This window comes from Rhodococcus sp. NPDC059234, from assembly GCF_042754225.1.
Lineage (GTDB): Bacteria > Actinomycetota > Actinomycetes > Mycobacteriales > Mycobacteriaceae > Rhodococcus_G.
In genome coordinates this window covers 1-13,468 of record NZ_JBHZAH010000046.1, presented here as the reverse complement: position 1 = coordinate 13,468, position 13,468 = coordinate 1, and the positions used below count along the sequence as shown (strand labels likewise).

Here is a 13,468-nt window from a genome sequence, read left to right as displayed (position 1 = left end):
CACCATTCGAAAGGAAATCCCACATGCAGATCAACGACAGTGTCGCCCTCGTCACCGGCGGCGCGTCCGGCCTCGGCCTGGCCACGACCAAGGCCCTGCTCGCAGACGGCGCCAGCGTCGTCATTCTCGACCTGCCGTCGTCCAACGGCGAGGTCGTCGCCAAGGAACTCGGCGACCGCGTCCGTTTCGCGGCAGGTGACGTCACCGATGAGGCGTCCGTCGTCGCGGCCCTCGATCTCGCCGAGTCCCTCGGCCCCCTGCGCGTCACGGTGAACTGCGCCGGTATCGGCAACGCCATCAAGACCGTCGGCAAGAAGGGCGCGTTCCCGCTCGCGGACTTCAACCGCGTGATCAACATCAACCTCGTCGGCACCTTCAACGTGCTGCGCCTGGCCGCCGAGCGGATCGCGAAGACCGAGCCGGTCGACGGCGAGCGCGGCGTCATCATCAACACCGCCTCGGTCGCGGCGTTCGACGGCCAGATCGGCCAGGCTGCCTACTCCGCCTCCAAGGGTGGCGTGGTCGGCATGACCCTGCCGATCGCCCGCGACCTCGCGTCGCTGCTGATCCGGGTCGTCACCATCGCGCCGGGCCTGTTCAAGACCCCGCTGCTCGCCGGGCTGCCGGAGGCCGCGCAGGCCTCCCTCGGCCAGCAGGTGCCGCACCCGAGCCGCCTCGGTGACCCCGCCGAGTACGGCGCGCTCGCCGCGCACATCGTCTCGAACCCGATGCTCAACGGCGAGACCATCCGCCTCGACGGCGCGATCCGCATGGCCCCGCGCTGACACGAACGACGATCGAGGACACCGTGCCGCGCCACCCGGTGGTGCGGCACGGTGTCCTCGATTGAGCTGAGCGTCGTCGGCCCATCGCACCGCAGACCGAGAACATCCCACCACGAGGAGACTTGCGTGCTGTCCACTGCCTTCACCGAGACGTTCGGCGTCCGCCACCCCATCGTGCAGGGCGGCATGCAGTGGGTCGGTCGCGCCGAACTCGTTGCCGCCGTGGCCAATGCCGGCGCACTCGGCATGATCACCGCGCTCACCCAGCCCACTCCGGACGATCTCGCCAAGGAGATCGCCCGCACCCGTGAGCTCACCGACCAGCCGTTCGGCGTGAACCTGACCATCCTGCCCGCGATCACCCCGCCGCCCTACGACGAGTACCGGCAGGTCATCATCGAGTCCGGCGTCAAGATCGTCGAGACCGCCGGTTCCAATCCCGCGCCGCACCTGCCCGACTTCCACGCCGCGGGTGTCAAGGTGCTGCACAAGTGCACCAGCGTCCGGCACGCCGTCAAGGCCCAGGACATCGGTGTGGACGGCATCAGCATCGACGGGTTCGAATGCGCAGGACATCCCGGTGAGGACGACATTCCGGGACTGGTCCTCATCGCCGCCGCGGCCGAGCAGATCACCATCCCGATGGTCGCGTCCGGCGGCTTCGGCGACGGCCGTGGCCTGGTCGCCGCGCTCGCGCTCGGTGCCGACGGCATCAACATGGGCACCCGCTTCATGTGCACCGAGGAGTCCCCGATTCACCGCACGGTCAAGGAGGCGATCGTCGCCGCGAAGGAGACGGAAACCGAGCTGATCTTCCGCCCGCTGCGCAACACGGCGCGGGTGGCCAGCAACACCGTCAGCCGCGAGGTCGTCGAGATCCTCGGCCGCGGTGGGCGGTTCGAGGACGTTCGCGAACTGGTCGCCGGGGCCCGCGGTCGGCTCGTCTACGAGAACGGCGACACGGAGGCCGGCATCTGGACCGTCGGCACCGTGCAGGGCATCATCCACGACATCCCGACCGCGGGCGAACTCGTCGAGCGGATCGTCGCCGATGCGGAGTCGCTGATCTCCGAGCGGCTCGCCGGGCTGCTCGGCAGCGACAGGGGAGCGCACGCCGCCAACGTCTGATCCGGTGGAAGGGCACGGTCCGGGTGTCTCTCGACCCCTGGACCAATACTTGGACGTCCTATAATATCGAGGGTAGGCGCCGACTTGGAAGTCTCGTGCGCGTCTGACCCGTACGGCCGCAGGCAATCTCGGATGGCGGTGCGTGGGCGACCACCAATTCACGACAAGAGGATCACCATGGCGAGCAAGCATGTACCGACCTGGTTCGACGACGAGGTTGCGGCGGTGTCGGAGCTCGCCGCCGGGTTCTTCGAGCGGGAGGTGGTCGCGCACAACGAGAAGTGGGACGCCCAGCACCGCATCGACCGCGAGGTGTGGCTCAAGGCCGGCGAGCTCGGGCTGCTGTGCTGCTCGATCCCGGAGGAGTACGGCGGCGGTGGCGGCACGTTCGCGCACGACCTGGCGGTGTTCGAGGCGCAGGGTTACGCGGGCGACCTCTCGTTCGGGGTGTCCGTGCACTCCGGCATCGTCGCGCACTACATCGCCGAGTACGGCTCCGAGGAGCAGAAGCGAACGTGGTTGCCGGGCATGGCGACCGGCGAGATCCTCGGTGCCATCGGGATGACCGAGCCCGGTGCCGGGTCGGACCTCAAGGCGATCAAGACGTCCGCGATCCGTGACGGCGAGGAGTACGTGGTCAACGGGTCCAAGACGTTCATCACCAACGGGTCGTCCGCCGACATGATCGTGCTCGCCGTGAAGACCGACCCGAGGGCGGGCGCCAAGGGCGTGTCACTGCTGATCGTGGACCTGCGGGAGTGCCCGGGCTTCGCGGTCGGGCGGGTGCTGGACAAGGTGGGCCAGCAGGGCGCCGACACCTCGGAGCTCTCGTTCACCGACGTGCGGGTACCGGTGTCGAACCTGCTCGGTGACGGCGAAGGGCAGGGCTTCGGGCAGTTGATGGCGCAGCTCGTCCAGGAGCGGCTCATCATCGGAGCGCAGGCGTCGGGCGCGATGAAGCGGGCGGTGGCCGACACGGTCGCCTACACGAAGTCGCGGCAGGCGTTCGGCCACAGCCTGTTCGAGTTCCAGAACACGGCGTTCGAGCTGGCCGAGTGCCAGACGATCGCACGCACCTGCGAGGTGTTCCTCGACCATTGCATCCAGTCGCACCTGCGCGGGGAGCTGGACCCGTCGGAGGCGGCGATGGTCAAGTACTGGCTCACCGACAAGCAGTGCGAGGTGATCGACCGGTGCGTGCAGGTGCACGGGGGCTACGGCTACATGCGCGAGTACCTCATCGCGCGGATGTACGAGGACGCGCGGGTGCAGCGGATCTACGCGGGCGCCAACGAGGTGATGAAGGGCATCATCGCGAAGGCGCTGTAACCGCAGCGCGGCAGCGTCGTTCGCTCAGTTCGACGTCTCGATCAGGTCGGCCGCCTTCTCGCCGATCACCACGCACGGCGCGTGGGTGTGGCCGCGGATGATCGTCGGCATGATCGACGCGTCCGCCACCCGCAGCCGGTCCACCCCGCGCACCCGCAGCTGGGGATCGACGACGCTCGCCGCGTCCTTGCCCATGCGGCAGGTTCCCGTCGGGTGATAGAGGGTGTGCGAATTGCGCTCGAGCGCGACCGCCAGCACCTCCTCCAGGGGCGGACGAGAGGTCAGGGCGGGTCGGACCATCTCGCCGAGCCGTGACTTCAGCGCCGGGGCCGATGCGAGCGCATCGCACACCCGCAGGCCCTCGAGCATCGCGCGGCGGTCGACGCCGGCGGGGTCGCTGAGGTAGCGCGGATCGATGATCGGCTTGTCCGCGTGATCCGCCGATCGGAGCGTGATCTCGCCCCGGCTCTCGGGCTTGAGCAGGATCGTTCCGAGGATCACGGCGTGCTCGGTGGCGGGGACCAGGCCCTCGTCGAAGAACGGGGCGGGCGCGAAGATCATCTCGAGGTCGGGCAGCGCGAGTTCCTCACGGCTGCGCGTGAATCCGTATGCCTCCCCGACGTTCGAGGTGAGCATTCCGCGGCGCCGGACCAGGTAGTTGGCGAGCTCGGGGAGCTTCTCGGCGGTGAGGAGCGTGTCCGAGTCGACGCGGTAGCCGAGCATCGACACCAGGTGATCGGACAGGTTGCGGCCGACCTCCGGGAGGTGGCGGCGCACCTCGATGCCGTGGGCACGCAGCTGCTGCTCGTCGCCGATCCCCGACAGCATCAGCAGCTGCGGGGTGTTGATCGCGCCGCCGGCGAGGACCACCTCCTTGCGGGCGCGGACCGTGTGGCGCACGCCGCCCCGCACGTACTCGACCCCGACAGCGGCCGATCCCTCGAACAGCACCCGGGTCGCGGCGGCCTCGGTGAGCACCGTCAGGTTGGGGCGCTTGCGCGCGGGCGCGAGGTAGGCGTCGGACGTGCTCCACCGGGCGCCGCGCTTCTGGGTGACCATCGTCTGCGAGAAGCCCTCGGGCCGATCGGTGTTCGCGCGCTCGACCAGGAATCCCGTCTCGCGTGCCGCCTCCAGGTAGGCGCCGGTCAGCGGTCGGGGGGAGCGTTGCCGGCTCACCGTCAGCGGGCCGGTGCTGCCGGCGTCCTCGGTGGCGGCGCCCTCCACGTTCTCGATCCTGCGGAAGTACTCCAGCACCTCGCCGAAGGACCAGGAGTCGTCGGCGAGCTCGGCCCACTCGTCGTAGTCGGCGGCGAAGCCGCGCACCCACATCATGGCGTTCATCGACGACGATCCGCCGAGCATCTTCCCACGGGGCCAGTAGATGCTGCGCCCGCCGAGTCCCGGCTGCGGCTCGGTCAGGTAGTCCCAGTCGAGCTCGCTGCGGAACAGCTTGGAGAAGGCCGCGGGGATGTGGACGAACTTGTCCTTGTCCTTCGGGCCGGCCTCGAGCAGCACCACCGCGTTGCGCGGGTTCTCGCTGAGCCGACCGGCCAGTGCGGCGCCGGACGATCCGGCGCCGACGATGACGTAGTCGACCGTTGACGATTCTTCGATCATGGTTCGTCTCCACATCGGGAAGAGTTGGGGGGAGGAGTTTCTCGCCGCTGGGGTCAGCCGCGCAGCGCGGAGGCGAAGATCGCGGGCAGGCGGGTCCACGACGGGTCACCGGCGAACGCGGTCAGCAGGCGCCCGGTGCGGGCCGCGGTCCTGTTGGTGACGAACCACGGCGGCTTCGGGGAGATCGACTTCTCGCCGTGCAGCAGCGAGCGCGGGGACGGCCGGAACGGGCCGCGCACCACCGTGCGCTCCGGCCGGTCGATCAGCAGCGCGTTGTGCACCACGCCGATGCCGCTCTGCACGTCGTCGAGCGTGTGTCCGGGGAACGCGCCCCAGGTGGCGGCGGCGGTGAGGAAACCGACCCCGGTCCACGCGTTCACCGCGATCGTCCCGTACCGCAGGGACTCGAGCAGGGCGTCGAAACGCGTCCCCATCGCGTCGATGGTGCCGGGCTCGGCGATGACGTTGACCCCGAGCGTCCCGACGAACTGCTCGTTGACCGCCTCGGCCGCGCGGGCGGCGAACTCCGCGCCGTCGTGCGGCAGTTCGATCACGCCCAGCACCGGTCCGAAGTACTCGGTCTGCAGCAGCGGGGCGAACTGGTCCGGTTGCAGACCGGACACCAGGACCCGGCCGCCGCGCTCGCCCAGCCGCTCGGCGTTCGGGTACGACTGCGCGGCCGAAGCGACCCGGTCGTCGCTGCCCGGGTAGTAGGCCGGGCGGGCGGGGGCGCGGTCGACAGCCGCCCGCAACGCGGCGACGAACTCGTCGCGCTGCTCCCACTGCGAGGACAGCACGACCACCTGCGCGGCGATGCAGTTGTAGCCGCCGTTGTGCAGGCGTTGAGTCGCGATGTGCTCGGCCTGGAACTCGATGTCGGCGCGGCTCCACTTGCCGGGCAGCACGATGGTCGGCGACACCCCGCCGAGTTCGCTGGTCATCCCCTTGTCGAGGAGCGGCTCGCCGGCCGCCTTGCGGCGCGCACCGTCCTCCCCGGTGCCGAAGACGATCGCGTCGTGAGTGAGGGCGCTGCCCGTCATGTGCACGTGGTCGACGAGTCGATGCCGGGTGAGGTAGGCGCCCACGTCCGCGCCGCCGGTCAGCAGCCGGACCGCGCCGACCTCGATGAACGGCCCGAGCACCTTGGCGAACACCGGCAGCATCAAGTCCATGATCGGGTTGAGCTTGAGGGCGACCACGCGGTTGTGCGCGAACAGTTCGTACAGCGTGTCGAGCGGGGCGATGGAGGTGATGTTGCCGGCGCCCAGGACGACGCCGACGCCGTTCGTCCGGGTCGGATCGAGCTGGGCGAGGCCCGCCTCGCGCTGTGCCGTCGCACGATCGACGCCGGGCGCGAGCCACACGTCGGCGCTGAATCCGTTCAGCAGCAGCTTGTCGAAGACGTTCATCGGCAGGGCCCGCACGGTGGTGCGGCCGCCGGGCGCGGTGCCGAAGGTGGCGTCGGCCAGCGGGCTGGTGCCGGATTCGAGCTTCGCGAGGCTGGCCGACAGTGCGGTCGCGGCGGTGGTCATCGCGTACGGCCCGGACATCCATTCCTCGCCGACCAGCGGGGAGTCGGAGTCGAGCCGCTTGGTCGCCACCGCCGCGGCCACCCATTCGGCCGCGTGCGCCGCCGTGAGGTCGCGAACCCTGTCGAGCAGTTGGCGGCGCGCGCCCAGGGACAGGCCGGCCCAGACCTTCTCTCCCTCGGTGAGGTCGGCCAGCGCCTGATCGACAGCCGGGTGGGTCGTGGTGTGGTCGTGGTCGGACACCGCGCAACTCCGTTCGGTACGAGCCCGGCGAACCGGTCTCTCGGATCTTCTACTGTGATCCTCGTCGCATCCTGGGGTCGTGCGCCATGGGCGGGGGGCGCCGATGTGGACGAGCGGCTTGTGCGGTCGCACAAAGCGGTATGGCGTGGATTACTTCCGGGCGGTTACCCTGGGTGAATGGTCGTCAGTCCCGACATCGCGTCTCCCACGCCCGCCGATCTGCTGCGCGACATGCGCGCGTCGGTCGACGAGCTCACCGACGAACTGGTCGCGCGCATCGTCTCCGCCGAGCAGGACTATGCCGACGCCTCGCTGTTGACGCCGGAGCAACTGCGGTCCGCGTGCCGGGACAACCTGTCGTCGATGCTCGCGAACCTCGACGGCACCGCGCCGGTCCGGTTGGAGTCCGCCCGAGACGCGGGGCGCATGAAGGCAGAGCAGGGGGTGTCGCTGGCCGCGCTGCTGCACGCCTTCCGGCTCGGTGGCCGGCTGATCTGGGAAGAGCTGATGGCTCGCTCGGACGGTCGCGCGAGCCGGTGGCTGCTGGACATGGCCGCCCAGGTGTGGGCGCTGGTCGACGTCTACTCCGACGCCGCGTCCGACGCCTACCGGGTGGCGGCCGACCTGCGCGCGCGGGAGGACGCGGAGGCGCGGCGCCTGCTGGTCCGGACGCTGTTCGCCGATCACGGTGCCAACCCGCCCGGCGCCGCGGATGCGGTGCGCGCGTTCCGGATTCCGGACCGGGCCGCGTTCGCGGTGGTGTCCATCGAGGACGCGCCGTCGTGTCCGTCGGCGGAGTCGATGCAGTCCGAGCTGCGTGCGGCCGGTGTGGACTCGGTGTGGGACACCGAGGTCGACGGCCGCATCGGGCTGTTGTGGGCCGGGACCGCGGCCGCGCTCGACGCGGGCGTCCGCGCGCTCGGCCGGGTCGGCGCGGGGCGGGTCGGCGTGAGCCTGGACTTCGGCAGGCCGGGAGAAATCGGCGAAGCCGTGGACCAGGCCCGGCAGGCCCGCCGCTGCGTGCTCGACGGCACGGCGGCGGCGACGCGATACGACTCGGTCCCGGTGCCGCTGTTGATGATTCGACAGCCCGATGCGGGTCAGCTCGCCGCGCGACAGGTCCTCGGGCCGGTGCTGGCGCTGCCGTCCGCCGACCGGGACAGCCTGCTCGCGACGCTCGAAGCCTGGTTTGCCGCCCGTGGTTCGACCACCGCGGCGGCCGCGACGCTGCACTACCACCGCAACACGGTGCTCTACCGGTTGCGCCGGATCCAGGAGCTGACCGGACGCGACTTCGCCGACCCGGTCCACGCGGCCGAGCTCTATGTCGGCCTGTGCGCCCACCGGCTGCTCGGGGCCGGCCGGGACTGACCGCGGCAGCGGCGGCGGGGCGACACGGCCGCGGTTACCCGCGTGCCGCCGGTTGCTCGGCCCGCAGCTCGCGCTTGAGGAGCTTGCCGCTCTGGTTGCGCGGCAGCGCCTCCACGAACCGAATCTGCTTGGGCACCTTGAACGGCGCGATCCGCTCCTTCACGTACCCGATCAGCGCCTCGGCCGTCACCGGGTCGTGGTCCTCGCGCAGCACGACGACCGCGGTGATCGCCTCGATCCACTTCTCGTCCGGGGTGCCGATCACCGCGACCTCGGCGACCGCCGGGTGCGTGTAGACGGCGTCCTCGACCTCGCGCGCCGCGACCAGGATGCCGCCGGTGTTGATGACGTCCTTGATGCGGTCGACGACGGTGATGAAACCCTCGGCGTCGCGGGTGACGAGGTCGCCGGAGTGGAACCAGCCGTCGCGGAACGCCTCCGCCGTCGCCTCGGGGTTCTCCCAGTAGCCCTGGCACAGCTGTGGCGACCGGTAGAGCACCTCGCCGGGCTCGCCGTCGGGCACGTCGTTGCCCTCGGCGTCGACGACCCGGGTCTCGACGAAGTACACCGCGCGCCCACAGGAGGACGGCCGGGCCTCGTGCTCCTCCGGCTGCAGCACCGTCGCGAGCGGACCCATCTCGGACTGCCCGAAGCAGTTGTAGAAGCCGAGATCCGGGTAGCGCTCGCGCAGTCGGTTGAGCACGGTGACCGGCATGATGGACGCGCCGTACTGCGCCTTCTTCAGTGACGACAGGTCGCGGGTCTCGAGGTCGGGGTGGTTCGCCAGCGGTACCCACACGGTCGGTGCGAGGAACAGCGAGCCGATCCGTTCCGCCTCGACGCGGCGCAGGATCTCCGGGACGTCCGGCGTCGCCATCAGATTCACTGTCGCGCCAACGGAGAGGTAGGGGAGCGTGAACACGTGCATGCCCGCGGAGTGGTACAGCGGCATGCAGACCAGCGGGTTGTCCTCGGCGGCCAGTCCCAGGGCGATCACCGAGGAGACGTACTCGTGCACGAGTGCGCCGTGGGTCATCATCGCGCCCTTGGGCTTCGAGGTGGTGCCCGAGGTGTACAGCAGCTGTGCCAGGTCGGTCGAGGAGGGTGCGGACGCCAGCGCGGGAATGGGGCCGGCCGCCGCGACCTCGACCAGCGAACGGTCCGCGTCGCGCAGGGGCAGCACGTGCTCGACGGTGAGGTCGGGCAGCACCGAATCCAGGGTGCCCGCGAGCGCCGGATCGACCAGCACCGCCCGCGCCCCCGACTGCGAGACCAGGTAGCTCAGCTCCTCGCCCTTGAGGGCGTAGTTCACCGGCACGTGCACCAAACCCGCGCGGGCACAGGCGAGGAAGCCGATCACGTAGGCGTCGGAGTTGGTGCCGTACGCGGCGACGCGGTCGCCCGCCCCGAGCCCCAGCGACAGCAGGTGCCCGGCGGCGCGGGTGACCGCGTCGTCGAGTCGCTGGTAGGTCCAGTCGCGACCGTCGAAGGTCAGCGCGGTGCGGGCGGGGTACTTGGCGGCCGAGCGGCGGAGCACTCCGTCGACGGTGTTGGTGCGCGGATCCTGACTCATGGACGTCAGGTTATCGGACGTCCAACTATTGCGGTAGGGGTTGCTTTTCGGCGCCGATTGTGGCCCGCGTCACGCGGCGTGGGCCGGTCAGTCCGGTCGCCGGCCGAAGCGTTCGTACTCGGCCCGCAACGTCGAGATCGCCTCGGCGTCGGCGAGGACGTACTCGGTCGACTTCGCGTCGCCGAGATAGATCGGGTCCGGGGTCAGCCAGGAGTCACGGCGCAACGCCGGCTTGTCGATCTTGCGGGTGGCGGTCACCGGCAGGGTCTCGGTGATGCGGACGATCCGCGGCGCCCACTTGACGCCGAGATCGGGTTGTTCGGCGAGGAACCGACCGAAGGCGACCGGATCGAAGGCCGCCCCCTCGTCCATCTGGATGGTGGCCATCACCCGGTCGCCGGTGCGCGGGTCGGGCACCGGGTACACCGCCACCAGGCGGATGCCGGGGAAGCGGGCCAAGATCCGTTCCACCGGTGCGGCGGAGAAGTTCTCGCTGTCGACCCGGATCCGGTCGCCCGACCGGCCCGCGAAGTAGAAGAAGCCCTCCTCGTCCCGGTAGCCGAGGTCCCCGGTGCGATAGGCCGCCCCGTCGATCCGCTCGGCGGTGGCCTCCGGGTTGTTGTAGTACCCCTCGAACATGGCGGCGCCGGTGGTGTTCACGATCTCGCCGATCGCCTCGCCCGCGTTGACGAGCGCGCCGCTGCCGTCGAACACGGCGCGCGGGCATTCGCGTCCGCTCTCGTCGTGGATCTCGACGCCCATGAACTCCGGTGCCCGGCCGAGCGCGTGCGGGGGCGAGTCGGGGGTCAGGCTGATGATCACCGCGCCCTCGCTCGAGCCGTAGCTCTCGACCGGCCGGACGCCGAATCGTCGCTCGAACTCGTCCCGGTCGCGCGGCGCGGCCTCGGTGCCGAACACCGTGCGCAGCCGGGTGTCTCGCTCCAGGGGCGACTCGGGCGCACTGAGCAGGTAGGCCAGCGACCGGCCGACGTAGTTGAAGAACGTCACCCCGAACCGCCGGACGTCGGGCAGGAACCCGGAGACCGAGAACCGACGCTGCATGGTGAAGGTGGCGCCGGTGAACACCGAGGGCGCCCAGCAGGCCATGATCGCGTTGCCGTGGAACAGCGGCATGGCGTTGTAGGTCACGTCCGCACGGGTCAGCGAACTGTGGTTGATCGCGCCGAGCGCGGCGAGCCGGCCGGTCGTGCAGATCACCGCCTTCGGTGCGCCGGTGGATCCGGAGGTGAACGTCAGCAGCAGACGGGTCGACGGATCCTTCGCCGCGGGTGCGACGGTAATCGGATCATCCAGCGCTGCTGCCACTTTCGTGGTCCATGCCGGATCCTCCACCGAGAGGATCCGCTCCGCGTCCACGCCGGTGTCGAGTCCGTCGAGCAGCGGGCGTTGCTGCGGATCGGTGAGGACGAGGTCGCAGTCGACGCCGCGGATGTCGGCGGCCAGTTCCGCACCCCGGCGCGTCGGATTGATGCCGATCAGGGTCGCCCCGGACAGTGCCGCGGCCCCGATCAAGAAGATGTACTCGGGAACGTTCTCGAGCAGCACCCCGACGTGAAGCTGTCTGCCGGGCCGACGCAGCGCGGACAGCGCCGACGCCCGGGCGTTGCACTCGCGGACCACCTCCCGCCACGTCCACCGTTCGTCCTCGAACAGCAACCCGGGACGGTCGTCCTCGGCACGCATCAGCAGCACGTCCGCGAACGTCAGGCGGCGTGCCGCCACGACATCGGGTGTCAGCCGGGGGATCTCGGAGTCGGCGCTCGGGGGTGCGGTGTCGGTCACGGTGTCTCCTCGGGGGTTGTCGTCGAATCCTGCTCCCGGAGGAGGGCGTGACGCACCCGACACGCGTCGAGACTTCGGAGTGCGGTGTCCGACAAACGTATCCGGACGCGGCCTCCCGGAGGGTTCGCTGGTGAGATAGTTCGTCCGAGGGGCGTGGCATCCTTCGGGTACCGGCGCGCCCGGTGCCGAACCGCACACGACGAAACGGTGGACGAGCATTGAGCATCGAGCAGCTGAGGATGTCCGGACTGGGGTCGGACTCGGTGTCGGTGCTGCGGATCATCTCGTACTTCGACGCGTTGGGCGAGTCCGCGGCGAACGCGGACACGATCGTCCGGTCGGCGGCCCTGCTCGCCGAGTGCCCGGTCGGTGCGCGATGGGCGGCCGGCTCGGTCATCCGGTACGACGCGCTGGGCGCACCGCTCGACGAGTCGCGTCCCGGGCCGTCGGCCGGCTCCGATCCCGAGGTCTGGCTGGAGCGGGGCGGTGCGGAGCGCCCGCTGGACTCGGTCCTGCTGGACCGGCTGAGGCACACCCTGCGGGTCGCGGCCGCCCAGTCGGCGGGGGTGCGGACGGGTTCGCAGATGGGCGATCCCGCGCTGCTCGAGGTCGTGCTCTCGGACAAGGAGCGGCGCGAGGACCGGCTGCGTGCGGTGCAGCTGCTGGGGCTCGATCCGGCCCAGCACGTTCGGGTGCTCGCCGTGTCGGCGGCGTCGAGCGGTCCCGCGATGGAACTGATCGCGCAGACCTGCCCGGGGCGGCTGGTCCGCTCGGTCGCGGCGGGGAATCTGACCGCGGTGCTGCTGCAGGATGCTGCGGACAGTCGCGTTCTGGCCACGGACCTGCACGAGGCGATCGTCGCCCGGTACCCGTCGCCGGCGACGCTCGGCGCCGATCGAGGGCCGTGGGTGGGGATCGGCGAGCGCATGAGCGTCTACGCGGCGCCCGCGTCGTGGAAGCAGGCGCGGCGCGCGCTCCGCTTCGCCTCGTCCACGCTCTACGGCCGCCGGGCGGTCGCGTACGCCCCGTTGAGTTCGCTCCACCTGCTGGCCGAGCTCCCGCTCGAGCGGTTGCTCAACGATCCGGATGTCGCCCGGCTCAACGCGTTGGCGACGTCCGCCACCGGCCAGCAGGCGGTCGCGACGCTCGAGGCCTTCTGCGTGTTCGGGTCGCTGCGTCGGACCGCGGCCGAACTGCACGTGCATCACAGCACCGTCGCGGCTCGGCTCGCGCACCTCGAGGCCGAGATGGGCTGGAACCTCGAGGAATCCGTCGACCGGTTCATCGCGACGCTGGTGCTGATGATCCGCCGGATGGCGTTGACGTCGACGGAGCTGGCGGCGTCCGAGGTCTTCGGGCCGCAGGGGTGAGGCGTGCGCCCGACGCGCGGCGGGAGAATCCGCGGGAATCGTCGACGCTTGTCGGTCGAGACGGCGGTGTGTCCTGGGTCACCATTTGGGGGACCTCGATTCCCTTTGCAGACAGGACACCGGACATGGCCGTCATCGACCCGACCCGCACATGGGCGCCCCTCGAGCAGCGTCTCGCCGTCACCACCAGCGAGCGTCAGCGGGTGGTGCTCAACGCCGTGATCACGCATATGAAGGCGGAGGCCGAGCCGGACCTCGACGGGCTGATGGCGACGCTGAGTCCCAAGCCCGACTACCACTTCTGGAACGCCGGCCAGGACGTCGGACCCAAGGGGACCGAGGGCGTGCGGGCGTACTACGCGGCGTTCGTCGAGTCGCGCTCGAACATCCTCGAGTACACCCTCGACCGGCTCGTCGTCGACGACGACTGCCTGGTCACGGAGGGGTTCCTCAAGCAGATCTACCCAGGGTCGTACGCGGCGCAGATCGGGATCCCGGTCGACGACGAGTCCGCCGACTACCTCATCGTGTTCCGGCAGCTGATCCTGTGGCCGGTGGACGAGAACGGGCTCATCCAGGGCGAGGACTCGTACCACTCGGGTCCGAGCAGCATCACCAAGCTGTCGTTCGACGAGCTTCCGCAGGAGTACATCGACATGGTCCACACGCCCGCGACCTGATCGCGGTGGCGACGATGCGGCCGGCCGTTCACCCCGAACG

Annotated in this window: 10 protein-coding genes; 6 read left to right on the top strand and 4 right to left on the bottom strand. The window is 70.3% G+C overall.

What is annotated here, in order from left to right; all coding sequences use genetic code 11:
* The first annotated feature begins 23 nt into the window (after positions 1-23).
* The 3 genes from ACFXGJ_RS12185 to ACFXGJ_RS12175 all read left to right on the top strand — a co-directional run bounded on the left by ACFXGJ_RS12185 (position 24) and on the right by ACFXGJ_RS12175 (position 3,242).
* Positions 24-785, top strand: a complete 762-nt coding sequence (locus tag ACFXGJ_RS12185; RefSeq protein WP_378619602.1) for a 3-hydroxyacyl-CoA dehydrogenase — start codon at positions 24-26, stop codon at positions 783-785.
* Between the two features lie 126 nt (positions 786-911).
* Entirely contained in the window at positions 912-1,913 is a 1,002-nt protein-coding gene (locus ACFXGJ_RS12180) for an NAD(P)H-dependent flavin oxidoreductase (RefSeq protein WP_378619599.1), read from the top strand.
* Between the two features lie 177 nt (positions 1,914-2,090).
* Positions 2,091-3,242, top strand: coding sequence for an acyl-CoA dehydrogenase family protein (locus ACFXGJ_RS12175; RefSeq protein WP_378619596.1), 1,152 nt, complete (start codon positions 2,091-2,093; stop codon positions 3,240-3,242).
* 24 nt (positions 3,243-3,266) lie between these two features.
* Here ACFXGJ_RS12175 and ACFXGJ_RS12170 read toward each other — a convergent pair whose 3' ends face one another.
* Both ACFXGJ_RS12170 and ACFXGJ_RS12165 read right to left on the bottom strand, forming a co-directional pair.
* Positions 3,267-4,856 carry a GMC family oxidoreductase gene (locus ACFXGJ_RS12170; protein ID WP_378619669.1) on the bottom strand — a complete coding sequence of 530 codons (1,590 nt, stop codon included), beginning with the start codon at positions 4,854-4,856 and terminating at the stop codon, positions 3,267-3,269.
* Between the two features lie 56 nt (positions 4,857-4,912).
* Positions 4,913-6,631 (bottom strand): aldehyde dehydrogenase family protein, encoded by a 1,719-nt coding sequence (locus ACFXGJ_RS12165; RefSeq protein ID WP_378619594.1) that lies wholly within the window; start codon positions 6,629-6,631, stop codon positions 4,913-4,915.
* 177 nt (positions 6,632-6,808) lie between these two features.
* On the opposite strand from ACFXGJ_RS12165, the gene ACFXGJ_RS12160 reads away from it, so the two are divergent.
* The gene (locus ACFXGJ_RS12160; protein ID WP_378619591.1) at positions 6,809-8,002 is read left to right on the top strand and encodes a PucR family transcriptional regulator; all 1,194 of its coding nucleotides are present in this window, start codon (positions 6,809-6,811) and stop codon (positions 8,000-8,002) included.
* A gap of 34 nt (positions 8,003-8,036) precedes the next feature.
* On the opposite strand, the gene ACFXGJ_RS12155 is transcribed toward ACFXGJ_RS12160, so the two are convergent.
* Positions 8,037-9,575 carry an acyl-CoA synthetase gene (locus ACFXGJ_RS12155; RefSeq protein ID WP_378619588.1) on the bottom strand — a complete coding sequence of 513 codons (1,539 nt, stop codon included), beginning with the start codon at positions 9,573-9,575 and terminating at the stop codon, positions 8,037-8,039.
* 87 nt (positions 9,576-9,662) lie between these two features.
* Positions 9,663-11,279: an AMP-binding protein gene (locus tag ACFXGJ_RS12150; RefSeq protein WP_378619668.1), complete on the bottom strand. Its 1,617-nt coding sequence runs from the start codon at positions 11,277-11,279 to the stop codon at positions 9,663-9,665.
* Positions 11,280-11,617: 338 nt separating this feature from the next.
* On the opposite strand from ACFXGJ_RS12150, the gene ACFXGJ_RS12145 reads away from it, so the two are divergent.
* Complete coding sequence (locus ACFXGJ_RS12145; RefSeq protein WP_378619665.1) at positions 11,618-12,748, top strand: PucR family transcriptional regulator; 1,131 nt, start codon at positions 11,618-11,620, stop codon at positions 12,746-12,748.
* Between the two features lie 125 nt (positions 12,749-12,873).
* Positions 12,874-13,428 carry a nuclear transport factor 2 family protein gene (locus ACFXGJ_RS12140; protein WP_378619585.1) on the top strand — a complete coding sequence of 185 codons (555 nt, stop codon included), beginning with the start codon at positions 12,874-12,876 and terminating at the stop codon, positions 13,426-13,428.
* Positions 13,429-13,468: the final 40 nt, after the last annotated feature.

Excerpts from the sequence above, each read along its gene's own strand:
- ACFXGJ_RS12185 (WP_378619602.1), top strand. The coding sequence starts at position 24 with ATGCAGATCAACGACAGTGTCGCCCTCGTCACCGGCGGCGCGTCCGGC.
- ACFXGJ_RS12175 (WP_378619596.1), top strand. The coding sequence starts at position 2,091 with ATGGCGAGCAAGCATGTACCGACCTGGTTCGACGACGAGGTTGCGGCG.
- ACFXGJ_RS12160 (WP_378619591.1), top strand. The coding sequence starts at position 6,809 with ATGGTCGTCAGTCCCGACATCGCGTCTCCCACGCCCGCCGATCTGCTG.
- ACFXGJ_RS12155 (WP_378619588.1), bottom strand. The coding sequence starts at position 9,575 with ATGAGTCAGGATCCGCGCACCAACACCGTCGACGGAGTGCTCCGCCGC.
- ACFXGJ_RS12150 (WP_378619668.1), bottom strand. The coding sequence starts at position 11,279 with ATGCGTGCCGAGGACGACCGTCCCGGGTTGCTGTTCGAGGACGAACGG.
- ACFXGJ_RS12145 (WP_378619665.1), top strand. The coding sequence starts at position 11,618 with ATGTCCGGACTGGGGTCGGACTCGGTGTCGGTGCTGCGGATCATCTCG.
- ACFXGJ_RS12140 (WP_378619585.1), top strand. The coding sequence starts at position 12,874 with ATGGCCGTCATCGACCCGACCCGCACATGGGCGCCCCTCGAGCAGCGT.